The sequence below is a fragment of the Sinomonas sp. G460-2 genome, assembly GCF_047759905.1.
Taxonomy (GTDB): domain Bacteria; phylum Actinomycetota; class Actinomycetes; order Actinomycetales; family Micrococcaceae; genus Sinomonas.
In genome coordinates, this window is sequence record NZ_JBKZWT010000032.1 from 1 (window position 1) to 22,946 (window position 22,946).

Genomic DNA, 22,946 nt, shown 5'->3' on the forward strand with positions numbered 1-22,946 from the left:
ACACGGAGAAGACGAACTCGCCTTCCTCGCGCTTGTTGTGCAGCTCCCAGTACGCCGCGGCGATCTTCGACGCCGGCGCGGTGGGAAACCCAGGTATCACCGACACATCGATCGAGACGTCGATCCCGACGTGCGCCGCATAAACGCCTGAGTCCGCGAGTTCCTTGTTCAGATTGATTGCCCAATTCCGCAACGCCGCCGCCGCGGCGTTGACGTTGCCGACTTCCGGCACGGGGTCGACCGAACCGGCGCCCGTAGTGAACAGCAGCGTGCCGAAGCCCGCTTCGCGCATCGCAGGGAGGACCGCCCGGGTCGCAGCGATTGCTCCATAGAGCTGTGCTTCGATTTCAGTCTGTACGTCCTCTGGGGTGATATCCGTGGGACGAACAAGCTGGGTGCTTCCATCCTTTGCGACCGGGGAGAACTCGAGCACATCGATTCTGCCGAACCGCACCTGGGCCTCCTCCAAGGCCTGCGCGAGCGCTGGCCGGTCCCGCACGTCTGCGGGGAATGCGGCCGAAGTGATCCCGTCAGCCGCGAGCTGTTCGACCAGACCGTCGAGCTTGGCGCGATTCCGCGAGATCAAGGCAACGTCGAAGCCGTGCGAGCCGAAGGTGCGTGCGATCGCGAGCCCAAGACCAGGCCCTGCGCCGACCACAGCGATAGTTGGCATAGTTTCCGCCTCTCATAAGTGGAACGGTCGATCCGATTCCAGAATCCAATGTAGCACGAAACCGGAACGGCTGGTCCAGTTAGTATCATTGGGGACATGAATACGGCGGGGACACTCTCGGCCTCAGGCGGCGGACGACCCGGTGCCGGCATGCGCGCGGATGCAGAACGCAACCGAGAGCGCATCCTGGCCGCCGCTCGGAAGCTCTACGCGCGCGAAGGGCTAAGCATTTCAATGGCCGCAGTGGCACGCGAGGCGGGAGTGGGAAAAGCCACACTCTTCCGGCACTTTACAACTCACCAAGACCTCATCGATGCGGTCTTCGCAGACCGAATGGATGCCTATGTGCGCGCCACGGAGGAAGCACTCGCCGACGACGATCCGTGGCTGGGATTTCTGCGATACATCACAGAAGTATGTGCGATGCAGGCAGAAGACCGAGGCTTCGCGGACGTCCTTACGTTGACCTTTTCGACCGCCGAGGCACTAGAGGAGCGGCGGACGCGGGCATATCACGGATTTCTCGCCATTATCGAGCGCGCCAGAAGCACTGGCCACCTACAGCCTGACTTTGCCTCGGAAGACTTGATCCTTGTCCTCATGGCCAATGCGGGCGTGATCTCGGCCACCGGAGGCGACGCACCCGAAAGTTGGCGCCGCCTCATCGGCCATCTTCTTCGCGGGTTTGCGACCCATGGCGCACCCGTCCCGCCGATGCCCCCCGCCCCTTCATCTGCCAGCCTCTACCGCGCTATGGCACGAACCGAGCAGCGGCATGAAGGGGAAATCGCCAAGCCTTAGACCTGGACGAACGGAAGAAGCTGCTTGGCCGGCCACCCCACAGAGTGTCTGAGCGATATGCGGTGGCCCAAGCAAGGTCTGGCACGTCCAGCGTCGGAAGGAACGGCAGCAACCGACGGTAGGCCAACTTGAGGACCTCCTTAGGGGTGCGTTCAGGGCCTACATAGGGCAGAGCCGAAGGTGAAGCTCGCAGGAATGCTGGGGCAGTCAATTGGAGCTGGCGCTTCGTCCTTGCCGGCTCAGCCGATGCCAGTCACGTTCTGGTCGAGGGCGCGCGGCGGGTTCGCCAGCGATGTGGGGCTCAGCAGGGCTTCAAGCTCTCGAGGGGCGAGCAATCGCTTTTCGAGGACTAGCGAGGTGATCGTGCGGCCGGTTGTCAGCGCTTCCTTGGCAATGGCGGTCGCGGCTTCGTATCCAATGTGCGGGTTGAGGACGGTGACGGTGCCAATACTGTTCTCCACCTGGGAGCGGAGGAAGTCCTCGTTGGCCGTGATTCCGTCGATGCACAGACCGGCAAGTGCCGTTGCGGCTGCTGCGAGCCGTCGACAGCTCTTCAGGATCGAGTAACCGATGACGGGTTCGAAGGCGTTGAGCTGCAGTTGGCCTGCCTCGGCCGCCATGGTCACGGTGAAGTCGCTGCCGATCGCCTCGAAGGCTACCTGGTTCACGAGCTCGGGGATGACGGGGTTTACCTTCCCCGGCATGATGCTGGACCCAGCCTGTCGCGGGGGCAGGTTGATCTCCGACAGGCCGGCTCGGGGGCCGGAGGAGAGCAGGCGCAGGTCGTTGCAGACCTTGGAGAGCTTGACTGCAATCCTCTTGAGGACTCCGGAGAACTGGACGAAGGAGCCGCAGTCCTGGGTTGCCTCCACGAGATCTGGTGCGGTTTGAAGGGGCAGGCCCGTGATCTCCCGCAGATGCGCGCACGCGCTGTCAGCGTAGCCCGGGACCGTGGTGATGCCAGTACCGATCGCGGTGGCTCCGAGGTTGATCTCGTGCAGTAGCCCGATCGCATCCCGAAGCCGCTGCTGGTCCTCTTCCACCATAACTGAGTAGGTCGAGAACTCCTGTCCCAGCGTCATTGGGACCGCATCCTGGAGCTGAGTGCGCCCCATCTTCACAACATCAGCGAACTCCTCCGCCTTGCGTCCGAAGGAGACGCGGAGGGTGTCCATCGCGAGTAGGAGCTGCTGAGCGGCGAGGATTGTGGCGATGCGCAAGGCCGTGGGGTAGACGTCGTTGGTGCTCTGGCCACGGTTGACGTGCTCGAGCGGGGACAGGAGCTGGTACTCCCCGCGGGTGTAGCCAAGGATCTCCAGGGCGCGGTTGGCGATAACCTCGTTGGCGTTCATGTTGGTGGACGTGCCGGCCCCGCCTTGGATGGGGTCGAGCACGAACTGCTCCTGCAGGGACCCGCAACGGATCTCCTCACACGCCTGGACAATAGCTCGGCTCAGCTCCGGAACCAGGACGCCAAGATCCCTGTTTGCCATGGCCGCAGCTTGCTTCACGCTGGCCAGAGCGGTGATCAGCTCGGGGAACTGGGAGATTGTCATGCCGGTCACCTGGAAGTTCTCCAAGGCTCTCGCCGTATGCACTCCGTAGTAGGCCTGTGCGGGCACGGCAAGCCTGCCGAGCAGATCCTTCTCACTGCGCGTCTCCATCAGATACTCATGCTCCTGTCCGGTTTCTCGATGGTCCTTCTGTCGAGGGAGCTCTCTAGCCAGAAGAGGGGCTTGACAGTGCTCCCGGTCACACTATGATTATCTCCATTCCACATGCAATACGCAATATATTGGAGGCAATATGATGGAAACTCGAATGGCGGCAGTTCCTGTGGAGCCCAAGAGGCGCTGGTGGCGGAAGATGCCCCTGGGGGTATGGTCTCTCTTGGCCGTCGGGGCTGGCGCGCTCATCGGATCCATGGCCCCAGCCGTTGGCGAGGGGTTGAAGATCCTAGGAGACGTTTTCCTAAACCTCGTGCAGATGGTCGTTATCCCGCTGGTGTTCCCCCTGATCGTGCTGGGGATCTCCCGAATGGAGTCGGTCAAGAAGGTCGGCCGCATCGCGGGCAAGGCGATCCTCTACTTCGAGATCGTCACCACGCTGATCCTTCTAATGGCCGTCGGCATTGCGAAGCTGCTCCAGGTGGGCAAGGGCGCCCCGGTCGGGGGAGCCGACCCCTCGCAGCTCTCCAAGCTCAGTAGCGGGGTCGACTTCAACCAGCTGATCCTCCATGCCGTGCCGAAGAACGTCTTCGAGGCGTTCGGGCAGGGCAACCTCTTGGGCACTATCACTTTCGCCGTCCTCGTCGGGGTCGGCATGGCGGCGCTCGGGAGCCGGGTGCAGCGGGTCGAGGAGGTCCTCGATGGCCTCGCGCAGGTCATGTTCAAAGTCGTCGGCTACGTGGTCCGCTTCGCCCCGTTCGGCATCCTCGGCTTCATCAGCTACGATGTCGCCCATTACGGCTTCGGCAAGCTCGGCACTCTCCTGGGGTTCATCGCCACTGTCTATTCCGGGCTTGCGATCATCCTCGGGGTGGTCTTCCCCCTCATCGCTTCCGTGTTCCGCGTCCCGTACTTCTCGCTCATTAGGGCCATCGGCGGCCTGGTCGGCATTGCGTTCGTCACCCGCAGCTCCGAAGCCGTCCTCGCCCCGCTGCTTCAGCGTCTGGAAGGATTCGGACTCCGCCGCTCGACGACATCCTTCGTCGTCCCGCTCGGCTATTCCTTCAACACGGACGGCTCGGTGCTCTATCAGGCCGTCGCCCTCGTTTTCATCGCCAACGCCTACGGACTGGCCACCGACATTCCCGCGCTGCTTCTTATGGTCGCCGTCCTGGTCATCCTCTCCAAGGGCATGGCCGGTGTCGCGTCCGGCTCCATCGTCGTCCTGCTCGCCGCCGGGAACACCCTCGGTCTGCCGCCTCAGGGCGTCGCGCTCCTGCTCGGAGTGGACTTCATCGTTGATATGGCGCGCACTGCTGTCAACGTCGTCGGGAACTGTCTCGCCGCCGCGGTCGTCGACCGCTCTGAGCTGAGAGCCGAACGAAAAGCCAATTCTGCAGGGTCGGCGTCGACCGAATCTGCTGAGAGCCAAGTTCTCGAGGCCGCATCAGCCGCGGCCGGATCGGAAAGGTAATGTACCCGCAAGAGCCCGTCATCGGCATCCTGGGCGGCATGGGTCCGGCAGCGACGGCAGACTTCTACGCCAAGCTTGTCAGCCACACCCGGGCCCGCCGGGACCAGGACCACCCTCGCACCGTCATCTGGTCGGACCCCACCATCCCCGACCGGACACAGGCGATCCTCGGGCTGGGCGAGGACCCAACTCCATGGATGCTCCGCGGGGTCAAACACTTGGAGGAAGCTGGGGCCACTCTCATCGCCGTCCCCTGCAACACGGCGCACGCCTTCGTCCCCGCCCTTCAGGCCAAGACCTCCGCGCCGATCCTTCACATGATCGAGGAGACCGTCGAGCTCCTCTCCGCCCAGGGCATCCGCTCGGTCGGACTCCTCGCCACGACCGGCACCTGCCAAATGGGCCTCTACCAGGCCTCCGCAGCCAAGGGGGGTGTGGAAGTCCTCGTCCCGGATCAGGACGGCCAGGAGAAGGTCATGGATGCGATCCTGGGGATCAAGGGAGGGAACACCACGCCGGACATCAGCGCTGCCCTTGTGGAGGCAACGACCCTGTTGCAGGCCAAGGGCGCCGAGGCGGTAATCGCCGGCTGCACCGAGATTCCACTCGCCCTGTCGCAGGACATGCTTCAGATTCCCCTGATCGACCCCACCGGGGTCTTGGCGGTTGCCGCCCTCCGGCAAGCCGGCTTCCCCGTGGCGGATCAGGGACCCGAACGCCACGTTGCGTGCCCCTGAACGGAACGCAATATCCAATGTATCGTGTACGCATGTCGCCCATCGACCGAGTAGACCGTCGCCTCATGAGCGAGGAGGCCTACGACCGTATCCGGGACGCCATCGTCACCGGCGACCTCACCCCGGGCGAGCGGGTGAAGGACTCCGAGCTGGCCGAACGCATGGGCCTCAGCCGCACTCCAGTTCGCGAAGCCCTCGCCCGCCTCGCCGACATGGGCCTCGTGGAGGCCAAGCCGGGCGTCTACACCCGGATCTCCACCTTGGACAAGGACGAGGTCGCCCGCACGCTCGCTGTTATCAAGGCCCTCGATGAGGTCGCCGTCCGCGCGGGCACCCCGAACCTCAAGCGAGAGGACCTCGAGCTTATGCGGGAGGTCAACGAGGAATTCGAGGAAGCGGTCGCCCGCAGCGATGTCCGGGCCGCACTCGAGGCTGACGACCGCTTCCACAGCATCCCGGTCGCAGCCGCGCGGAATCCACTGATCACGCGCATCCTGGACCAGCTGCACCCGCAGATCCACCGCATCCTCTACAGGAAGTTCTCCACGCTGTACGGGGCCCAGAACACCGGCGGCCACCATCGCGAACTCATCAGGATCCTTGCATCCGGAGACGCCGACGAAGCAGCCAAACGCTCGGGAGAGCACTGGATTGAACTGGGCGGCCTCATCGACCAGCTTTTCGCAAATGCTGAGCTGACGGTCTGACCCTCTAGGCCGACCTGCAGCGTCGCTTTGGGGCGGTGCGCAGAACGACGCAGTCCATGACGACCGGAGTCAGGAACGGGACGAGTTGTCAGCCGTTCCTACGGCTCCTTCTCGAGTGAATGCTGCCGAGCCACCGCCCCGAAACGGGTTGCGGATCGTGTTCAAGGAGACGGGTTTGCTCACGCTTCCCCTTCTGTCAGGTGCATGGTGGCGCGGGACTTCATCGCGCGGTCGGTGTCGGTCAGCTCGGCTTCGAGCCGGCTGCGGAGGTGGATCGCGACCACCGGATCTGCCGAACCGATCTTGAAGAGGCACTGGGCCTTGGGGAGTGCGGTGATCTCCGCGGCGGACCCGGGCGGGAGGCTGAAGAGCCGTTCGCAGGCCTCGGCGTCGTCGCTCTTGGACTGCTTGTAGATCAGGGCGGTGCCGCACTCCTTGATCATCGCGATCGCCGGGCTGTCGGCCGGGATGTCGGAGATGTGGTGGAAGGCGAACTGGCACGAGAGGGAGAGCGCGCGGGAGAGCTTCGTGTTGCGGCGGGTCACGGTCGCGACCGAGCCCTGCACTGTGTGCCAGGCCTCTTCGATCAGCAGCGTCGTCGGGACGGGGTCGACCTGCCGGTGGAGCGTGTTCGCCAGCCACGTGCTGACGATCGTCATGACGATCGGCAGCGCCGGCCCGTCCTCCGGCAGGAGCGAGACGTCGAAGACGGTCAGCCCGGCGTTGAGCCGGATCTCCTCGCTCGTGGGACCGTCGATGAGGCCGGAGAGGTCGTCCTCGATCAATCGCTCGAGCTCGAAGGCAGGATCCCTGCCCCATTCCTTCAGTTCGTCGCCCGTGAGCCCTGCAGCGTCAGCGGCCCCCGCGTCGGGACGGTACAGCGCGGCGAGCACGTCGCGGATGTCTGCTACGCGTCCTTCGCGCTGTGCCGTTTCGAGCGCCTGCCGGTGGGCCATGCGCAGGGCCTTGCCTTCGCGCGGCGTCAGCCTCCTGCCCAGGGCCTCCTCGGTGACCGCCCGCAGCAGCATCGACTGGCCCGCCGGGGCTTCGAACCCCGTGCTGTCACCCTCTGTGGGCGGGCCGTCGGGGTCCTCGTCGAGGCGGGTGGCGATGCGGGGGTCGAGGAGGTTGATCCTGGCTCCGCCTCCGCCGATCCGGAACCGGATCGGCGCCACGTCAAGCGTCTGCGCCAGGGGTGTGTACTCGCCGCCCCTGCGGTCGATCTGGTACTTCTTGTCGATCACGACGATGCGCCGTCCCAGGATCAGCTGCCGCAGCACGCCCCAGGTCTTCATGGCGGAGCTCTTTCCCTGGCCGAGGTCGCCGATGTAGACGACGTTCGGGGACTCGAGCGTCTGGCCGTAGCCTTCGAAGACGTCGTGGATGAGGAACCATCCGGAGTCCGCGTCGATGCCGAAGATGAGTCCCCTGTGCGAGGTCGGCGGGGCCGCGACCGCCATGTGGGAGAACTCCATCTGCCGGGTCGAGGTCAGGATCCCCGGCGCGGCAGGATCGTAGAACCCCAGCTGCGAGGCGAACCTCCACGGGCGGTGGTGGAACCACCTCGTGCCCCAGTCCTTCCCGGGGCCGAGCTGCGGTCGGCCGGAACGGCGGGCCGGGTCGTCGGCACCCACATGCGCCGCCTCAGCTTGCTTCCGCACTTGCGCGACGCGCGCCGCGGAGCGTCGGATCCGCTTCGCTGCGGGGATCAGGGACCAGCTGCGCCGCATCGGTGGTTCCGCCTCGGCGGAGTCGAACGGCTCCTCGGCGGTCGTCACGGTCGTCTCGGCGCTCATCGGATCCCCCTCGTAAACGGCATGGTGGTGATCGATGCAAGGTCCTGACGGTGATCGAGCCATTCGATGCGATCGATCCCGGCGTCGGCGGCCGCGGCCTCGATGATGTCCGCCACCGGGAGGACCTGGTCGGCGTCTTCCACTGAGTAGGTGATGTAGAGCCCGAACGCGGCACCGTGGTGCCCCGATCCGACCCGGAGGTCGACCAGGCGCTGTCTCGAAGCATCCATGAGCACGTCCTCTTCGCCGTCGGTGACCCGTCCTGCTTCCTCGGCGGTCTTCTTCCGCGCCTTGTCGTCGGCCACGTGGCGTCTGGCCTGCCCGCGCGCCTGGCGGGCGTCCTGGAGCTCGCAGACGACCGCGACCGTGTGCACCACCGGGGGCTGGATGCCCCGCAGCAGGGGTCGCAGGGCCTCGACCGGCACGGCTTCCGGGCTGAACGCGGTGGCCGCCACGTAGCCGGTGCGCGTGTGCCAGCGTCCGTTGACGACGACGGCGTTCGGCGACGTCGAGCCGTCCAGGTGCTGCCAGCAGTCGGCGAGGTCCGCTCCCTCGTGGTCGTCGATGTCGTAGTCCGGGTCCTGGAGGTGGCGCAGCAGGGCGGCCATCCCGGCGGGCCCGAGCGGCCGGTAGCCGGTGAGCGAGCCCTTCATCTCGGCGTAGGACATCGCCGAGCGGACCTCGTTGAAGATCGCCAGGCCGATGCCCTCGTCGCCCTCCCCGTGCACGGCGGCGCGCCGGTAGAGCGCGTCCCCGGCGGGGATCCGGAAGGTCTCGTAGGTGCGGTGCTGTTCCGCGCGGGAGCGGACCACATCGCATAGCTCGCCGTACGACTCGAGCAGGACCTCCGGGACTTGATCGGCGATCTGGCGGCGCAGCCACAGCAGGTGGTCGGTCGCGTCGACGGGCACGCTGCGGGAGATCGACTGGACGTGCGTGATCAGCTGCTGCCGGCGGGCCAGCCGCGCCAGGACCTGCCCGTGCGCGACATAGCCTGCGTCCTCCCGGTGCTCCTCCCGCAGCCCCGAGCTGGTGCCGATCGTCTCGACCGTGGCCGTGTAGTACGGCTTCCCGGCCTGGTGCCGGAACACCGCCATCGGTCCCATGGGGGTGTCCACGGAGAAGGACCGGACGGATCCCAGCATCAATGGCGCGGTGTCGCGATGCCGGATCGGGACTTCGATCATGCCGTCCTCGTCTGCCCGGTCTGTATGCGATTTCGGGGCTTTCACGCGGCGCGTCGCTGGGCGGGCAGTGACCGGGACGAACACCGCGGTCCCCTTCCGGCGCCGGTACCGCTGGTGCCACCGCTCGGCGAGCAGTGCGCCGACGCTGCGGTAGTCGGTGAACTTGGTCGGAGTGGTCAGCACCGCCCCGGCCAGGAGCACGGCGGCCGCGGCGAAGAAGGCCAGGATCTGCTGGATGCCGCTGAACATGACCGCAAGGGCCAGCGCCACCGACGCGGCCAGGCCGGCCCACTCGGGGCCCGAACGATGTCCTCCCCACAGGCCCCGGCCGGCGACTTCGCCCCCGAGCACGACCATCCTCATGCCGTCTCCCTGCTAGCGTCCGCTGATGTGGTCGGTGTTCGGGGCGATGGCCTCCGCGGCTGCCCGGCCTCGCCGTGCGGCGGTCCGGGCCGTCTCCCGTGCTGCCAGCAGGAACGCCGCGGCACCGCCGCTCGCGACCTTGCCTGCGGTCCTTGCCGTCAGACCACCGACGCGCCCTGCGGTCCGGAGGGCCGAGCGGCGGCCGGGATCCTGTGTCCCGTGGATCGGCGGGGGCGGCGTCCCGCCGGTTCCCGGGGATGCCGGGCCGCTGACCGCCTGCCCCGGGAACCGGCCGGGGGCATCGGAGCTTTGGCTGCGGTTGAACATGCTGCGCTGCTGGCGGATCAGCGAGCTGACACCGGCCCCGGCGCCTGCGACGACGGCCGCTCCCGCGACGGAGCCGCGGCCCGCGCCCACGCTCGTCGAGGCGGACGGAAGCAGCGGGACCCACTTGAACAGCCCCATCGGGGCGAACGCGAACATCAGCATGGCAGCCCCGGCGATGAAGACGCTCGAGGCGTTCACCAGCGCGTCGTCGACGCCGTCCTTGAAGGCGGGCTGGCCCGCGACGAAGCCGAAGACCGCGCCGACGAGCAGGATCAGCAGCGGCTTGGACAGGCCGATCCCCAGCCAGAGTGAGAAGATCTTCGCGACCCGGCCCCGGTACTCCGGGTGGACGAGGAACCCGATCGCCAGGGCGAGACCGACCCCGATCATGTACAGGGCGAAGGGCTGCAGGAACAGGGCCCCGATCAGGCCCCAGGCACCGAAGAAGAGCAGCCCGAACAGGATCACCGCAGCCAGCGGACCGAACACGCCGTTGGACTGGTAGGAGGCGAAACGCGACACGACCTCCATGAACGAGGCGATCCTGGCCGCCGACCAGTCGGAGAACGCATCGGTGAACCCGGAGAGCCAGCCGTTGAGAACGTGCCCGATGGCCGGGCCGAACAGCACGAGGACCACGGAGAGGGGCCCGTACCAGACGAGGGCGCGGCGCACCTCCTCGAGGTCGATGTCCCCGTCCTTGGCAACGTCCTTCCAGAGCTTGAAGTACATCAGGGCCAGGATCACCAGGCCGATGGCCGCGAAGGCCGCCCACGTGTCGCGGAACCCGTCATCGACGCTGAAGGCGGAGGTCTTCGTCAGGTTCTGGATGACCTCGCTCGTGGCCTTGACCGCCCCGTCCTTGACGGTGTTGGCGAACCTCTCGAACCCGTCCTTGGGGTCGGAGATGAAGGAGATGACGTCAATGCTCCCCAGGATGAACTGCCCGCCCGGGGACACCGCGATGACGCCCTTCAGGACGTCCCCGGCAAGGGGAGCCATTTTCGCTATAACGTTGTTGGCCTGGCACGCTCCGGCCGCGACCATGTTGCCCAAGGCGGCGTAGCCGGCGCACAGCTTCGCCCCGTCCTGGGCCGGGTTGTACGCGATCGCCTGCTCCGGAGTCGCCAGGAACGTGCCGAAGGCCCTGGCCGTATCGGCCACGCAGGACAGCGGCAGGGCCGCCGTCACGGCATTGATCCCGTTGCACACGTCCTGGGAGAGCTTCTGGACCACGGAATCGCGCACCTGGTTCCTCTGCCCCTCCGGGAGCCCGGCCAGGCGCTTCATCTGGTCCGCGTTCAGGGACCCCGACTGCTGCTGGTCGCCGGCCGCGTATGCGGCCTGGGCCGAGACGACGCCGAAGCACAGCATGACGACCATCGCCACGCACAGTGCGCGAACCCTAGCGGAGAGCATTCGCATACTCGATCCACCCCTCCCGAGTGACGTCCTTGAAAGCCTGGTCGGCCAGATCCCTGGTCAGCACGGGCGGCCTCCCATCAGGGGCCGGAAGCGCGGCGAGGTTCGGTCCCCGGTCCGGCAGACGCCCGCCCAGCGTGAGGTCCGTCGAGCCCACGGGGATCTGGCTACGGGTGACCTTCCAGTCACTGCCCTGCCAGCCCAGATCCAGGGCCTGGGTCACGAAGCTCGCCTTCGCGCCCTCGGTCCCGGCGTCGATCGAGGCGTAGACGAGCTGGACGAGGGCCTTGTCGCGGTCGATGCAGGTCACCATCCGGTACAGCCCGCCGGCCGCGACGTCGGTCTTCGTGACCCAGTCCCCGTCGAAGCTCCTCCAGTTGGGGAGCTTCAGGGTCTTGGCCCCTAGGCCAGCCAGGGTGGCGAGGTCGCTGAGCTCGCCGGTGTTCACGTCGATCTGGGCCAGCGCCTTCCGCTGCGCCGGCCATGCGCTGGGGCGCACGTCGGCGATGACCGGCATGAAGTTGGCCGCGGCTGCGGCGGCCGAGTCGCAGCTTCCGTCGTACCCGATCGGAGTCCTCCCGTCCGCGGCGACCCCAGATCCCCCGGAGCCGATCCTCACCGGGGAAACCGGGAAGCCGAGCTTCCCTCCCCCTGCGACCGGGGCCGCGGCAACGGCGGCCGGCTGGTCGTTGCGGGTGCCGAGGATGAGCGCAGCGACGGTGAGGGCTGCCACGACGATGGCGGCGGCGAGGAAGGCCTTCCAATGGCGCCGCATCGTCTCAGGCCCCGATCGCGCCGGTCAGGGCCAGGATGAACCCGAGGATCACCCCTGCCGCGGCGCTGCACCCGAAGACCAGGGCCGTCTTCTTCACTCCCTGGGCGCCCTCGGCGATGTCATCGACGTGGCCCCGGTTGCGGGCGAGGCCCCAGCGGCCCAGGGCCAGGAGGAAAGCGCCGGCGATGACGATGAGCACCAGGCCCCAGATACCGCCCAGGACAAGTGCGGAGGCGTTCTTGAACTTGATGCCGAAGACGTTGAAGTCCGGCTTGGTCCAGTCCAGCGGGTTCTCGACGAACGGCGCCGCCGAGCGGATGACGAGTTCGGACGTGAGGGCGGTCAGCATGATTAGCGCCTTCCATGGGTGGTCGGGTCGGTCGGTGTGCGTGCGGAGGCTCCGTCGGCATGGAGGAGGCCGTCGGCGATCGCCGCGGCCGCCCGCTCGAAGGCGCGGCGGACCGGGGAGCCGACGAGCTGCCAGTCGATGATCGAGCCCGTGTCCAGGGCCTTGTCGTAGGGGATGTCGATCACGGCGCGGACCGCCTCGCCGAGGGCTCGGCGCAGCTCGGTCCGCTCCGCTGCCGGAGATGACGTTCCCGCGCCCTGCGTCACCAGGACCACGGCGTTCGCGACGAGCTGCTTGTAGCGGGTGTTCCCGGTGTGCTCGGACATCGACTCGAGCTGCTCGATCATCCGCAGCGCCGAGACGACCGAGTTGCGCTTGAGCGTGGTCGGGATCACGAGCTGGTCCGCGACGTCGATCGCGGCCAGCCAGTTCGCGCTGCGTGTGTTGTTGCCCGTGTCGACGATGATCGTGTCGTAGAACCTGGTCAGGACCGTGTGGAGCCGGTTGAACTCTTCGACGCCGATCTGCTTCATCCGGTCGGGGTCCTCGTCGGAGACGAGCACGTTGAACGAGTTGTTTCCCTGGTGGCGGGTGTAGAACGACAGGTCGCCCTTGCGGGCCTCGATCCGCTCGAACGACCCCAGCACGCGCAGCAGGTCCCAGACCGTCCTGGTCGAGTCGTTCGAGTTCGTGCGCACGCCGAGCGTGCCCATCGTCTCGTTGTTGTCCCACACCAGCGTCTGGAGCGCCGAGTGGATCCCGAAGGTCGACCCGAGCCCGATGCTGCAGGTCGTCTTCCCGACCCCGCCCAGAGGCTGCGCGACCATGACCATCATGGGGCGGCTGTAGATCCGCTGGATCGCCCCGATGTCCGCCCGTCGCCTGAGCTCTTCCGGCCCCGCCTTCGGATTGATGAGCCCGAAGGTCACGGCCCGGACGAACGCCTGCCAGCCGGAGGCCGGGGGCAGCTGGTCGTCGATGTTCTCCTTCCGCAGGATCGCCGAGCTCCTGCGCCCCCGCACCAGGGGCTCCTCCTGCGTGGGCTCCTCGTGCTCTACCGGTTCCGGCTCCGGGATCGGTGCTACGGACCGGGCGGCCGATTCGACGACGGGATCGTCCTCGAAGTCGGCTGCCAGGTCCGCCACAGCGGAGCGGTGAGCAGCGCCCCTCTCCGTCCCCTGCCAATTCGTCGTCATGGATTCCCCTTCCTCTTGCGCTGTCTGCCTCACTGAGAGCCCGGAACGTTGAACCGGACGACTTTCCACGCCTGGTCGGCCCCGTTGCGGTGCAGGGCAACCCCGTACGGCCCCGCCGGCGAACCGAACCGGGCCTTGGCCGCGTAACCGTTGGCCTGGTCCACGATCAGCTCGCCGGGTCCGAACGACGTGATCGCGATCGTGGACGGATCGACGTCCGTGTAGTCCTGCGCCGCCTGCGGTGTCAGGAGCGCGCGGAGGTCAGCGATCCATGCCTGGGCACTCACCTCGGGGCGCGCGTACAGGGTCATCGCCCGTGTCGCCAGATCGAGCGCGGCCGTCTTCGACGCCGTGTCCCAGGCCACCCCCAAGGCCGCAGGCGACGTCCCTCCAGGCGCCTGGGGGCGGTCCCCGGCGCTGAGCGAGACCGAGGCCGACCCTGTCGGAGCTGCGGACGGGGACACGTCCGGATAAGCGGTCGACGCCGCGGGGGCCGCCGCGCACCCTGTGAGGGCGAGGGCAAGCAACGCCGCCGCTGTGGCGGCCGAGTTCGTAGCTGGGCTATGACGCAAGGCCAAGATCCTTCCGGGTCGGCACGTACAGGAAGGCGCTCGGCGCGCTGTCCTTGACCGTGCGTGTGTAGTAGGTGTGATCGTTCGGCGGCGGATTGCCGTTGTACCCCTCCTCGAGGTACGTCCCGTCGCCGTGCACCGCCGTCACGATGGCCACATGCCCGAGGCCGCCCGCCCCGCCGGTGTTCGGGGCGTACCAGGCGACCGCTCCGGCCTGCGGCGTCTTGCCCGTGGGCCAGCCCCTCGCGTCCCAGCCGTCCTTCCACGTCAGCGCGGAGCCGAGCAGCCTGCCGTCGGGGCGGAAGTTGGAGTTGAGGATCTTGAACGGGGCCCTCGTGCTGCCCAGGGCCTGGTTGAGCCGCCACAGGGCGAAGTCGACGCACTCGCGGGTGAACGTCCCGTTCGGGGACGCCGCGTCGATCGGACCCGCGGCCCACGGCAGGTCGTCGCCCGCCCCGGCCGCTCTTGCGCAGGACCCGGCGATGTCGGATCCTTTCACGCCGGCCAGGGCGCTCACCATCGCGGTCGCGTCAGGCCAGTAGCCCTCGTAGTGGTACGGGTCGGCGTTGCGTTGGACCCTGTGCGCCGCGATCGTCGGGTCCAGCCGTTCCCAGCCCTGGACGCTCAGGAGGGCCCTGAAGAAGTTGGCCGCGCTCACCCCCGGATCCATGCGGTCGCGCGGCGAACCCCAGGCCCCGTTCCCGCGCTGCTGGAACAGGCCGCGCGAATCACGCCCGACAGTATCCCCATGGTCAAGAACCCGCAGACCGGACTCCCCCATCGCGGTCATCACCCCGATGGTCTCGCCCCTGACAGACAGCCCCATCGCCTTGCCTGCATCGATGATCGCTCGCGCGTTTGCCAGCTGGACCCCCGAGTAGCCGGCAATTTGGCGAGAAGCGGTCGTCACGGCCGGCGACCCGGCAGGCGCCGGAACGCACGCGGCCTGCGCCGCTAACGGCGTCCCACTGCCGTTGCCGTCTGTCACGACCGTGACCAAGGCCACGGCCCCGACCAGGAGCGCAGCCGCGGCCGCCCCCAGCGCCGTCCTTGAACCCATGCGGAGTCGCCTCCCCCCAAATTTGCTTCCACTTCTCGATGTGCACCGAGGGGACCGAGAGGGAGGCCGCAAACTGGCATGAACGTGACCGAAATCATCCAGAAGCTGGATCGATCGACAATTGCGGATTCTGGCAGACGGCGAAGCCTCTGACGACAGCCCGCGTCAAATCGGTATGATGCGGGGTCAAAACCGTAAGAGCAGGCTCTGAGAACGACGGGCCTCGCTCAGAGCACCCGAAAAGGGAACCTCAGGCTGATCTGGGCAAACCCGCATCGGACCCGTTTCGAGACCGGATTCGGCAGGCTGCGTCGTTGATCTGGTCGAGCCCTGCGCTATACACTGCCCCGGCTTCGCAAGGCATGCACTTCGGGACCGTCTCCCTCAGTTCCGACGACCCGTGCCAAGGCGAGGCGACTAGATAGGCTGATGTCATGGCTTCTCTGATCGAGCATGCGCAGGCGGTGGCATTGGAGACGCTCTCTGACCTGCCATCGAGGCGGGCACACATGGCAGGCGTGGCCGCCACGGCCACGTCGATCGCCGAGCAGTTGAGCCTGTCGGGGCGCAACACGGTCGCCGCCGCGGCATGGCTGCACGACGTCGGCTATTCCGAGCGTGTCGCGGCAACCGGCTTCCACCCCGTCGACGGGGCCACGTTCGTCAAGGACCAGGGCTTTCCCGACGCCGTGGTATCGCTCGTGGCCTACCACACGGGCGCGGAGAACGAAGCCGCAGAACGAGGACTGTCGGACGCGCTGGCGGCATTCGAGCGGCCGGATCCAGTGCTGCTGGATGTCCTGACCTTCTCCGACCTCACCGTCGGGCCGGAAGGCGAACGCGTGGAGGTGGAGGCACGTATCACAGAGATCCTCTCGAGGTATCCGGACCGGCACCCGGTGAACAGGGCCGTCATGCGGTCGTCGCCAGCCCTCCTTGCTGCAGCGGAGCGCGTGAAACGCCTCATTGCCGCAGCGGACGCCCGCTAGGCACCTGTCGCAGTCGGGCGATACTCAGCCGAGATACGGAGCGGGGCGGCGGTCGAGGTAGTGGCTGATCCGCAGCCGCATCGACGGGTGCATGTCCAACTCGGAGATGCGTTCGGGCTCGACCCACGCAATCGCGGTGCTCTCGGTGTCATAGGCGAGGGTGCCACCGAGGAGTTCGGTGGTCGTGTTAGCGGCGGCGGGGCTGGCTTGATGGCGTCGGACGGCGGGGGCGAGTCGGTCGGCTTGTAGTCTGGAGTGATGGGCGAGGGTTCAGGGCAGGTCGATTCATTCACTGAGGCGGCGATGGGCACGCCCGAGGCGCTGTTAACGATCAAGCATGGCGAGCGTTCCCTGTACGAGAATCGGTGGGTGCGCCTGGTGAAGGTCGATATCACTCCGCCGGACGGACGCCGTTTCGAGCACCACGTGGTCCGGCTCCAGCGGGTCGCGCTCTCAGTGGTGCTCGACCCAGAGGATCGGGTGCTCATGCTCTGGCGGTACCGCTTCGCCGTGGACGCCTGGGGGTGGGAGCTTCCCGGCGGTATCGTCAACCCGAGTGAGGACTCCCGCGCCGCGGCCGAGCGCGAGACGCTGGAAGAGACCGGCTGGAAGCCTTTGGGGCTGTCGAAGCTGGCGGAGTTCCAGCCAATGCCGGGCATGGTGGACACCCCGCACGAAGTCTTCCTCGGTCGCGGGGCCGAGCACGTTGGCGACCCAACTGATGCCGAAGAGGCCGGCATCGTTCGATGGGTTCCCCTTGCGGTGGTCCCGGCGTTGATCGAACGAGGCCTGGTGGCCGGGGCCGGTTCCCTGGTGGGCCTACTGCACGCCGTCGCCGCCCTCTCCGGGCAGCAGCACCCGGCTCAGACGCGATAGCAGACGCCGGGAGCCGACCTCGGCTGCGAGCTGGCGCGCGGCCCTTAGATGGGCTCGCGCGGAATCGCGCTCTCCGGCTGCGGCGTAAGCGGTGGCGAGGTCCGTATGCAAGCTTGCCTGTGCCCGCACGAACGGTCCTCCGTCGATCGCCTCCAGCGCCGCGATGAGGTCCGTGATGGCCTCGGGGTCGCCGAGGCGGGCCAGCGCACTGCCCCGCCACCGCGACAGGTGCACATCGTCGAGGGTCAGGAAAGGCATGCTGCCGTCGGGGACATCGGAGGGCAGCGCAATCCAGGCCCGGTTGAACGCGTCAAGCACGGACCGCCTGTCACCCTCCGCAGCGGCGAATTCGCCCTCCGCGGCGGCCAACCATGCCTCCAGCAGCGGCGGGTGCGGGCCAAGGGCCACAGCGTGGCCGATGAGCTGGCGCGCGTCCCCGGCCCGCCTGGCCTCCAGCAGCACATAGGCCTGCTCTCCGAGCGCGTGCGCGAGGAGAACCCTGTCGCCTGCCTCGAGGGCGGCTTGGCGGGCGAGAACATACAGCGCCCAAGCGCGCTTGGGATCACCAGCGTCCAAAGCCTGCCACCCGGCCAGCGCACCGGCATCCGCAAGCACCCGTGCCAGGCCCGCGCGCACATCCGGGTTGAGCGAGTGGTCCAGATAGGTCCGAATCTCCTCGACATGGCCGCTCATCTGGTCCAGCAGGGCTGCGGCGCCGAATTGGCGGTCCCGGATGCGCAGGATATGGGTGTTCTGGGCGAACAGCGACACCAGGCCGTCATCCACGCGAGCGCTGCTGCTCAGCCGTGCCGCGAGCTCTGCGGCCGCGCCGGCGAGTGGCGCGGGTGCGGGCGCGCCGAGATCAGCATCTGAGAGGCCGTAGAGGTGCCTGAGCACGCGGCGGCTGACCTCGTCCGGGCGCTGGTGCCCGTTCTCCCACCGCGAGATCGTGATCCGCAGCGTGTCAGGCTCCGGCGGGGCAATGTCGAGCCTGGCGGCGGCCCGGGCGTATTCGTGCGCCGCCTTGACCTGAGACCACTTCCGCGCCGCACGGGCGTCCCTGAGCGCAGTCCCAGTTTGCGTCCGGGTGTCCTGGCCGTTGCTCATCCCCCATATACTCGCGCACCCGCTACTGGACGGGCCAGAACACGCGCACGTAGCAGCGCGTAGCGACCCCACGCTACAGGCCGCCACTGATGCGAGGCGAGGCCTCTTGATGTGCTGGAGACGCGGTCGGAACGACCCCCCGGCCGGAAACCCAACGACCAGTCGCGCTACGGCCGCCGGCGTGCACCTGTCCAACGACAGAACGCCACATCGGGCTCGAGGAGGACGGATGTCCAGCAATACAGCCTTCGGGGAGAAGGCCGCCGAGCGGAAGACGAAGATCGACGCGCTCCACGAGAAACTGACCTCGACCGTCGAATCGCTGATCACCGGCGAGGACTGGCGCCGTGCCATGGAGTTCGCCGCCAGATTCCGCTCCCGCTCGTTCAACAACACCCTGCTGATCTACATCCAGCACTACGCAGCGTACGAGGCCGGACTGGCGCCCGAACCGATGCCTACACACGTGGCGGGATACCAGCAATGGCGCGACCTCGGCCGCAACGTGAGCAAGGGCCAGCCCGGCTACCAGATCTTCGCCCCGGTCACAGCGCGGATGGCCTCCCGCGAACCGGCCAACGCCGAAAGCTGGCGACGGCTCGCACGCGGCGAGAAGCCCGAACCCGGCGAAGTCGTCCGCACGCGGATGGTCGGCGCGAAGCCCGCCTACGTCTGGGACATCTCGCAGACCCAAGGCCCACCCATCCCAGATGTTCCCGCGCCGAAACTGCTCACCGGTGAGGCGCCCGCAGGGTTGTGGGACGGACTCGCAGACATCGTTTCCGAGCGAGGCTTGACACTGCACGACGCCCCCGACGCCGAATACCTCGACGGCGCCAACGGCATGACCCACTGGCTCAAGCGAACCGTGCACGTCCGCGCTGACATGGACGCCGCCGCCCGCGTTCGCACGCTCAGCCACGAAGTCGGACACATCGTGCTGCACGACCGCGACAACGTCGACGCGGTCCTGCATCGCGGCATCGCGGAGGTCGAGGCCGAATCCGTCGCGCTCATGATCACCGCCGCGCACGGCATGGACTCCAGCCAGTACACGATCCCGTACGTCGCGACCTGGGCATCTCAGGTCCCGAACCAGGATCCCGTCCAGGCGGTGCAGAGCACTGCAGCACGAGTCCGGACCGCGGCACTCGGCGTCCTCGAACGCCTCGACACGACCAAGATCCCGGACGGCACCCCGCCGGCGCTCGACCGGCCACCGACTCGGGCGCCCGCCATCAACGCCGCCCGCTCGCCATCGGCAGCACGTGCCGAAGGTGTCTCGCGATGAATCCCTTCGGCCAGTGCGGACAAGAACTCGCGTATGTGAGGCTGCACGGCCCGGCCAGCCCGAATGCCAATCGGCATCGCAAGATCGGTGAGGTGGAGGCGGTCGAAGGCAAACCTCCGGTCGAGTTGGCCCGCGCCGGCGCTGAAAGGGTCTGCAAAGTCACAGGCACCATCCCGGACGCCCCGTCCGCCGTCCAGGCGCGGGCGGGCGATCCACCTGGGCTCGCCCGTGAACGCGACGACACCGAACGCGCCCAGCACCTTGAGTGCGCCGCCTCGCTAACTGCCGGCGTTCGTCGAACGTCGCAGGCCGCGGCCCCCGAGCTGCGGAGCCTCTGATGGATCCCGCCGAGCTGTTCATTGAGGTCGCGAAGCTGTCGCTGGCGGAGGCGGCCGCACGGTTCGCCGCTGCCGGGGCGCCGGTGTTCCCCTGCGCGCCGGGCGGGAAGCGTCCGCTGACCGCGCGTGGATTCCACGACGCGACAGCGGATGCGGGGCGAGTGGTGTCGTGGTGGCGGCGATGGCCCGGCGCGAACATCGGCATGCCCACCGGGGCAACGTCAGGTCTGGAGGTGGTCGACGTCGACCGGAAGGCAGGCGGGTCGGGGTTCGACTCGTTCGATCAGGCCCGCCGCGCGGGGCTGGTCGGCCGGTGGCTGGTGCTGGTGCGGACTCCGTCCGGCGGGATGCACGCCTACTACCCAGCGGACCCGGCCCGGCCGCAGCCATCGTGGCAGGCGGCGTCGGCGCGGGTGGACTTCCGCGGCGAGGGCGGCTACGTGATCTTGCCCCCGTCCGTCGTGGAACTCAAGGCCGGTCTGCGGGCGTCGTACATGCTCATCAGCAGCCACAAAGGAGCGGTGTCGCCGGTCGACGCGATGGCGCTACGGAACCTGCTGGACCCCAGGCGCGACCCCGTCGCATCCTCGCGAGGCATCGTGCCAGTGACGGATGGCGGGCGGCTGGCGGCGTGGGTCGCCTCGCGAGGCGAGGGCGAGCGGAACCGTGGCTTGTTCTGGGCGGCGTGTCGGATGGCCGAGGCCGGCGCCTCGGCGGAGGCGACGCAGGGACTGTTGGCGCCCGCCGCCGAGCAGGCGGGGCTGCCGTCCCGCGAGGTGGACGCGACCATCCGCTCCGCCTACCGCGCAACCCGCACCGGCCCGCAAGCGGACGACGTTTCCGGGCGGGATGTTGCGGCTCGTCGTACCGCGCAGGTCAAGGGCCACGTGCTCTCATGATCCCGACCTGTCTTCGCGACGGCGATCTCGCGGTCCGGACCGCGGTCGCGGGAACCGTGCTGATCGCCGCGTTCGCGTTCTGGCTCTCCTTCACCGCCCTCTCGGACTTGGCGCGTCGGTCCGGTGTCGAGGCGCGGCAGGCGTGGGCGTGGCCGCTGATCGTGGACGGGTTGATCGTTGTCGCCACCGTCGCGGCCGTCGCGCTGGATCGGCGCGCGGCGGCCTGGTATCCGTGGCTGCTGCTGATGGCCGGGACGGTGGTGTCGGTGACGGCGAACGCGCTGCACGCCACGGTGGCAGCCGATCCTGACGTGCCCGGCCTGCTGGCCGCCTGTGTCGCCGCGGTTCCGCCGCTGGTGCTGCTCGCCAGCACACATCTGACGGTCGTCTTGGTCCGTTCCCGTCGCACCGTCCGAGGCCTCATCACGGAGGGCGCCGAAGGCGTCGAAGTCGCTGCCGGGGCGGAAACGGAATCCGTATCGGGGGTTGGCCGCCGGCGGGGGTTCGCGGAGCGCCTGCGGGAGGAGGGCTGGTCGAACAAGGCGATCGCCCGACGCCTCGGGGTCGCACCGTCCACGGTCGGCCGCTGGTTCACCAAGGCCGAGACGGCGAAGGCGCATCGCGGATACGAGACACCGAGGGAGATGACCACATGAACGACCGCAGACGCGATGCGGCAGACGTCACTCGTCGGCCGCCACGCCACGGCCCGTCCAGGGATCGGTCTGAGGTCAGCCGACCATGTCCGTCCCCAGCACTGCGTAGAGATCGGTTGCCAGGGCACGCGTGTGCACCTGCCTGCCAGGAGGTGCCACACGCATGAGCACAACGAATCGGAGACAGAGGTTTGAGGATTCCGAGGGGCTGCGAGCCTTGCTGACCCGCCTTCACCAGGCCGGTTGGGGCGCCTGGCGGGACGACCCTGAGGCCGGCGCCCTGATGCAGCATGCTGCCGAGAAATACGCCGCCCTTGCCCGCAAGCACGGGCTGGACCCGTGGGAGGCCGCGACCGCCGCATTCGACGCGATGCGCAACCCCTCGGTGCGCCGCGCGGACGACCCGTGGGCTGTGGTCACCCACGCGGTCCGGATCACCTGCCTGGCCGAGGAACGCGGCCAGGGGCTGCTGTGCTCGGTGACCCGCGCCCGCCGCCCGGAGTACAGCGGCTTCCATGAAGCGGAGCGTTTCAGCGACCGCGAAAACCCGCTGACCGACTACCACCCTGCCCTCCACACCACCCCGACGGAGGAAACCGACGAGCCCACGCCCTCCCACACAGTCGGGGCGTCGACCGGCGTCGGCTCCGCTGTTGAGGACACGATCACCCTGTTCGCCCTGTTGGGATGGCCCCCGGCCACGGCCCGCGCCGGGATCGAGTACATCTGCATCCGGCTCAGCGAGGCCGCCTCCCGGGCCTCAGCGTTCGAGGCCCTGCGCCGCGACTTCCACGCCCGTGCGCTGCTGGACATACCGGGCAAGTCGTGGCTGGCCATGCTGCGCGCCGTGCTCGGCAACCCCGACCCGGACCTGGTGCACACGACCGCGGGACGAGGCATCCTGCTGCGGCTGCTCATCGGCGAACCGCTCGGCGACCTGCTGGCGGACAACGCGCTGCTGGCCGACGTGGTCCTGTCCACTCCTTCGGGGAGGGGCCGTGGGTAGCGGGCCCGGGCACATCGAGCTCGAGCGCGCGCTCGACTCCATCCGCATCGGGCGCCGGCACCGCGCCGACCTGGGCGACGTCGGCGCCCTGGCCGCGTCCATCGAACGCGAAGGCCTGCTCCAGCCGATCACAATCGCCCCGGACGGGGTCCTGGTCTGCGGGCTGCGTCGTCTGGCCGCGCTGCGCCAACTGGGTTGGAAGACGGCGAATGTGTGGGTGCGGTCTGGGATCAGCGACGGGCTCGGGCAGCTTCTCGCCGAACAGGACGACAACGCCCTCCACAAAGCGCTCACGCAGACCGAACAGGCCACGCTCTACCGAGAGCTCAAGACCCTGCTCGCCGAGGACGCCGCGCGTCGTCAGGAGGCCTTCCGCTTCACCGTCGACGGGTATAACCCCAGGTCGCACGGTGGGGCCACCGTGGCCCCACCGTCAGCGGCGGCCGGGAAGACGCGGGAACAGGCCGCGCTCATGGTCACCGGCCGGAACTCGTACACGAGCCTGGAACGCATCGGCGAGCTCCAGCGCATCGCAGCCGACCCGAACCTGGCATCAGATGTCCGGGAGCGCGCGGCGGCAGAATTGGCGGGGATCGACGCGGGCGGGTCGATCACAGCGGCGCACCAACGCACCCGCGCCGAGGTCTCCCTCGCCGAGCTCGACCGCCTCGCCGGCGA

The 22,946-nt window shown here is 68.1% G+C and carries 23 protein-coding genes; 12 read left to right on the forward strand and 11 right to left on the reverse strand.

Features of this window, described 5'->3' with window-relative positions; all coding sequences use genetic code 11:
- The coding region (locus ACLN58_RS05600; RefSeq protein WP_415854284.1) for an SDR family NAD(P)-dependent oxidoreductase at positions 1–673 on the reverse strand (673 nt) is incomplete at its 3' end.
- A gap of 96 nt (positions 674–769) precedes the next feature.
- On the opposite strand from ACLN58_RS05600, the gene ACLN58_RS05605 reads away from it, so the two are divergent.
- A complete protein-coding gene (locus tag ACLN58_RS05605; protein ID WP_415854285.1) occupies positions 770–1,474 on the forward strand; it encodes a TetR/AcrR family transcriptional regulator in 705 nt (234 codons plus the stop codon).
- A 239-nt stretch (positions 1,475–1,713) separates the two neighbouring features.
- Here ACLN58_RS05605 and ACLN58_RS05610 read toward each other — a convergent pair whose 3' ends face one another.
- Positions 1,714–3,138 carry an aspartate ammonia-lyase gene (locus ACLN58_RS05610; protein WP_415854286.1) on the reverse strand — a complete coding sequence of 475 codons (1,425 nt, stop codon included), beginning with the start codon at positions 3,136–3,138 and terminating at the stop codon, positions 1,714–1,716.
- A gap of 202 nt (positions 3,139–3,340) precedes the next feature.
- Between ACLN58_RS05610 and ACLN58_RS05615 the strand changes: the two genes are divergently transcribed.
- From ACLN58_RS05615 to ACLN58_RS05625, 3 genes are read left to right on the forward strand one after another with little or no spacing between them, the layout of a single operon-like run.
- Positions 3,341–4,615, forward strand: coding sequence for a dicarboxylate/amino acid:cation symporter (locus tag ACLN58_RS05615; RefSeq protein WP_415854306.1), 1,275 nt, complete (start codon positions 3,341–3,343; stop codon positions 4,613–4,615).
- Positions 4,615–5,352, forward strand: coding sequence for an aspartate/glutamate racemase family protein (locus ACLN58_RS05620; protein ID WP_415854287.1), 738 nt, complete (start codon positions 4,615–4,617; stop codon positions 5,350–5,352). The genes ACLN58_RS05615 and ACLN58_RS05620 overlap by 1 nt, the downstream gene beginning before the upstream one ends.
- Positions 5,353–5,384: 32 nt before the next feature.
- On the forward strand, positions 5,385–6,059 hold the full coding sequence (locus ACLN58_RS05625) for a GntR family transcriptional regulator (RefSeq protein WP_415854288.1): 675 nt from the start codon (positions 5,385–5,387) through the stop codon (positions 6,057–6,059).
- 179 nt (positions 6,060–6,238) lie between these two features.
- Here the strand turns inward: ACLN58_RS05625 and ACLN58_RS05630 are convergent, their stop codons facing one another.
- The 8 genes from ACLN58_RS05630 to ACLN58_RS05665 form a co-directional block, all read right to left on the reverse strand.
- Positions 6,239–7,855, reverse strand: coding sequence for an ATP/GTP-binding protein (locus ACLN58_RS05630; RefSeq protein WP_415854289.1), 1,617 nt, complete (start codon positions 7,853–7,855; stop codon positions 6,239–6,241).
- Entirely contained in the window at positions 7,852–9,405 is a 1,554-nt protein-coding gene (locus ACLN58_RS05635) for a hypothetical protein (RefSeq protein WP_415854290.1), read from the reverse strand. Before ACLN58_RS05635 ends, ACLN58_RS05630 begins: the two co-directional genes overlap by 4 nt.
- Before the next feature lie 12 nt (positions 9,406–9,417).
- Positions 9,418–11,151, reverse strand: a complete 1,734-nt coding sequence (locus ACLN58_RS05640) for a hypothetical protein (protein ID WP_415854291.1) — start codon at positions 11,149–11,151, stop codon at positions 9,418–9,420.
- Positions 11,138–11,929, reverse strand: coding sequence for a hypothetical protein (locus ACLN58_RS05645; RefSeq protein WP_415854292.1), 792 nt, complete (start codon positions 11,927–11,929; stop codon positions 11,138–11,140). Before ACLN58_RS05645 ends, ACLN58_RS05640 begins: the two co-directional genes overlap by 14 nt.
- A 4-nt stretch (positions 11,930–11,933) precedes the next feature.
- Positions 11,934–12,278 carry a hypothetical protein gene (locus ACLN58_RS05650; RefSeq protein WP_415854293.1) on the reverse strand — a complete coding sequence of 115 codons (345 nt, stop codon included), beginning with the start codon at positions 12,276–12,278 and terminating at the stop codon, positions 11,934–11,936.
- Between the two features lie 2 nt (positions 12,279–12,280).
- Positions 12,281–13,474, reverse strand: coding sequence for a MinD/ParA family ATP-binding protein (locus ACLN58_RS05655; protein WP_415854294.1), 1,194 nt, complete (start codon positions 13,472–13,474; stop codon positions 12,281–12,283).
- Positions 13,475–13,503: 29 nt separating this feature from the next.
- Positions 13,504–13,845, reverse strand: a complete 342-nt coding sequence (locus ACLN58_RS05660) for a hypothetical protein (protein ID WP_415854295.1) — start codon at positions 13,843–13,845, stop codon at positions 13,504–13,506.
- A gap of 190 nt (positions 13,846–14,035) precedes the next feature.
- Positions 14,036–15,106 carry a CHAP domain-containing protein gene (locus ACLN58_RS05665; RefSeq protein WP_415854296.1) on the reverse strand — a complete coding sequence of 357 codons (1,071 nt, stop codon included), beginning with the start codon at positions 15,104–15,106 and terminating at the stop codon, positions 14,036–14,038.
- Between the two features lie 434 nt (positions 15,107–15,540).
- Between ACLN58_RS05665 and ACLN58_RS05670 the strand changes: the two genes are divergently transcribed.
- Positions 15,541–16,095, forward strand: coding sequence for an HD domain-containing protein (locus ACLN58_RS05670; protein WP_415854297.1), 555 nt, complete (start codon positions 15,541–15,543; stop codon positions 16,093–16,095).
- 303 nt (positions 16,096–16,398) lie between these two features.
- Complete coding sequence (locus tag ACLN58_RS05675; protein WP_415854298.1) at positions 16,399–16,971, forward strand: NUDIX hydrolase; 573 nt, start codon at positions 16,399–16,401, stop codon at positions 16,969–16,971.
- Here the strand turns inward: ACLN58_RS05675 and ACLN58_RS05680 are convergent.
- Positions 16,915–18,078, reverse strand: coding sequence for a hypothetical protein (locus tag ACLN58_RS05680; protein ID WP_415854299.1), 1,164 nt, complete (start codon positions 18,076–18,078; stop codon positions 16,915–16,917). The two genes, ACLN58_RS05675 and ACLN58_RS05680, sit on opposite strands and share 57 nt — an antisense overlap.
- A 229-nt stretch (positions 18,079–18,307) precedes the next feature.
- Between ACLN58_RS05680 and ACLN58_RS05685 the strand changes: the two genes are divergently transcribed.
- From ACLN58_RS05685 to ACLN58_RS05710, 6 genes are all read left to right on the forward strand, one after another.
- On the forward strand, positions 18,308–19,369 hold the full coding sequence (locus ACLN58_RS05685) for an ArdC-like ssDNA-binding domain-containing protein (RefSeq protein ID WP_415854300.1): 1,062 nt from the start codon (positions 18,308–18,310) through the stop codon (positions 19,367–19,369).
- On the forward strand, positions 19,366–19,707 hold the full coding sequence (locus tag ACLN58_RS05690; protein WP_415854301.1) for a hypothetical protein: 342 nt from the start codon (positions 19,366–19,368) through the stop codon (positions 19,705–19,707). The genes ACLN58_RS05685 and ACLN58_RS05690 overlap by 4 nt, the downstream gene beginning before the upstream one ends.
- Positions 19,707–20,606 (forward strand): bifunctional DNA primase/polymerase, encoded by a 900-nt coding sequence (locus tag ACLN58_RS05695; protein ID WP_415854302.1) that lies wholly within the window; start codon positions 19,707–19,709, stop codon positions 20,604–20,606. Before ACLN58_RS05690 ends, ACLN58_RS05695 begins: the two co-directional genes overlap by 1 nt.
- Positions 20,603–21,262 carry a DUF2637 domain-containing protein gene (locus tag ACLN58_RS05700; RefSeq protein ID WP_415854303.1) on the forward strand — a complete coding sequence of 220 codons (660 nt, stop codon included), beginning with the start codon at positions 20,603–20,605 and terminating at the stop codon, positions 21,260–21,262. The genes ACLN58_RS05695 and ACLN58_RS05700 overlap by 4 nt, the downstream gene beginning before the upstream one ends.
- 163 nt (positions 21,263–21,425) lie before the next feature.
- Complete coding sequence (locus ACLN58_RS05705; RefSeq protein ID WP_415854304.1) at positions 21,426–22,268, forward strand: hypothetical protein; 843 nt, start codon at positions 21,426–21,428, stop codon at positions 22,266–22,268.
- Positions 22,261–22,946 (forward strand): ParB N-terminal domain-containing protein (locus ACLN58_RS05710; RefSeq protein WP_415854305.1); only part of this gene is annotated, 686 nt, incomplete at its 3' end. The genes ACLN58_RS05705 and ACLN58_RS05710, both read left to right, overlap by 8 nt.

Bases quoted from the DNA above. Each gene is read 5' to 3' on its own strand.
- ACLN58_RS05605 (WP_415854285.1), top strand. From the start codon at position 770: ATGAATACGGCGGGGACACTCTCGGCCTCAGGCGGCGGACGACCCGGT.
- ACLN58_RS05610 (WP_415854286.1), bottom strand. From the start codon at position 3,138: ATGGAGACGCGCAGTGAGAAGGATCTGCTCGGCAGGCTTGCCGTGCCC.
- ACLN58_RS05615 (WP_415854306.1), top strand. From the start codon at position 3,341: ATGCCCCTGGGGGTATGGTCTCTCTTGGCCGTCGGGGCTGGCGCGCTC.
- ACLN58_RS05620 (WP_415854287.1), top strand. From the start codon at position 4,615: ATGTACCCGCAAGAGCCCGTCATCGGCATCCTGGGCGGCATGGGTCCG.
- ACLN58_RS05625 (WP_415854288.1), top strand. From the start codon at position 5,385: ATGTCGCCCATCGACCGAGTAGACCGTCGCCTCATGAGCGAGGAGGCC.
- ACLN58_RS05630 (WP_415854289.1), bottom strand. From the start codon at position 7,855: ATGAGCGCCGAGACGACCGTGACGACCGCCGAGGAGCCGTTCGACTCC.
- ACLN58_RS05635 (WP_415854290.1), bottom strand. From the start codon at position 9,405: ATGAGGATGGTCGTGCTCGGGGGCGAAGTCGCCGGCCGGGGCCTGTGG.
- ACLN58_RS05640 (WP_415854291.1), bottom strand. From the start codon at position 11,151: ATGCTCTCCGCTAGGGTTCGCGCACTGTGCGTGGCGATGGTCGTCATG.
- ACLN58_RS05645 (WP_415854292.1), bottom strand. From the start codon at position 11,929: ATGCGGCGCCATTGGAAGGCCTTCCTCGCCGCCGCCATCGTCGTGGCA.
- ACLN58_RS05650 (WP_415854293.1), bottom strand. From the start codon at position 12,278: ATGCTGACCGCCCTCACGTCCGAACTCGTCATCCGCTCGGCGGCGCCG.
- ACLN58_RS05655 (WP_415854294.1), bottom strand. From the start codon at position 13,474: ATGACGACGAATTGGCAGGGGACGGAGAGGGGCGCTGCTCACCGCTCC.
- ACLN58_RS05665 (WP_415854296.1), bottom strand. From the start codon at position 15,106: ATGGGTTCAAGGACGGCGCTGGGGGCGGCCGCGGCTGCGCTCCTGGTC.
- ACLN58_RS05670 (WP_415854297.1), top strand. From the start codon at position 15,541: ATGGCTTCTCTGATCGAGCATGCGCAGGCGGTGGCATTGGAGACGCTC.
- ACLN58_RS05675 (WP_415854298.1), top strand. From the start codon at position 16,399: ATGGGCACGCCCGAGGCGCTGTTAACGATCAAGCATGGCGAGCGTTCC.
- ACLN58_RS05680 (WP_415854299.1), bottom strand. From the start codon at position 18,078: ATGAGCAACGGCCAGGACACCCGGACGCAAACTGGGACTGCGCTCAGG.
- ACLN58_RS05685 (WP_415854300.1), top strand. From the start codon at position 18,308: ATGTCCAGCAATACAGCCTTCGGGGAGAAGGCCGCCGAGCGGAAGACG.
- ACLN58_RS05690 (WP_415854301.1), top strand. From the start codon at position 19,366: ATGAATCCCTTCGGCCAGTGCGGACAAGAACTCGCGTATGTGAGGCTG.
- ACLN58_RS05695 (WP_415854302.1), top strand. From the start codon at position 19,707: ATGGATCCCGCCGAGCTGTTCATTGAGGTCGCGAAGCTGTCGCTGGCG.
- ACLN58_RS05700 (WP_415854303.1), top strand. From the start codon at position 20,603: ATGATCCCGACCTGTCTTCGCGACGGCGATCTCGCGGTCCGGACCGCG.
- ACLN58_RS05705 (WP_415854304.1), top strand. From the start codon at position 21,426: ATGAGCACAACGAATCGGAGACAGAGGTTTGAGGATTCCGAGGGGCTG.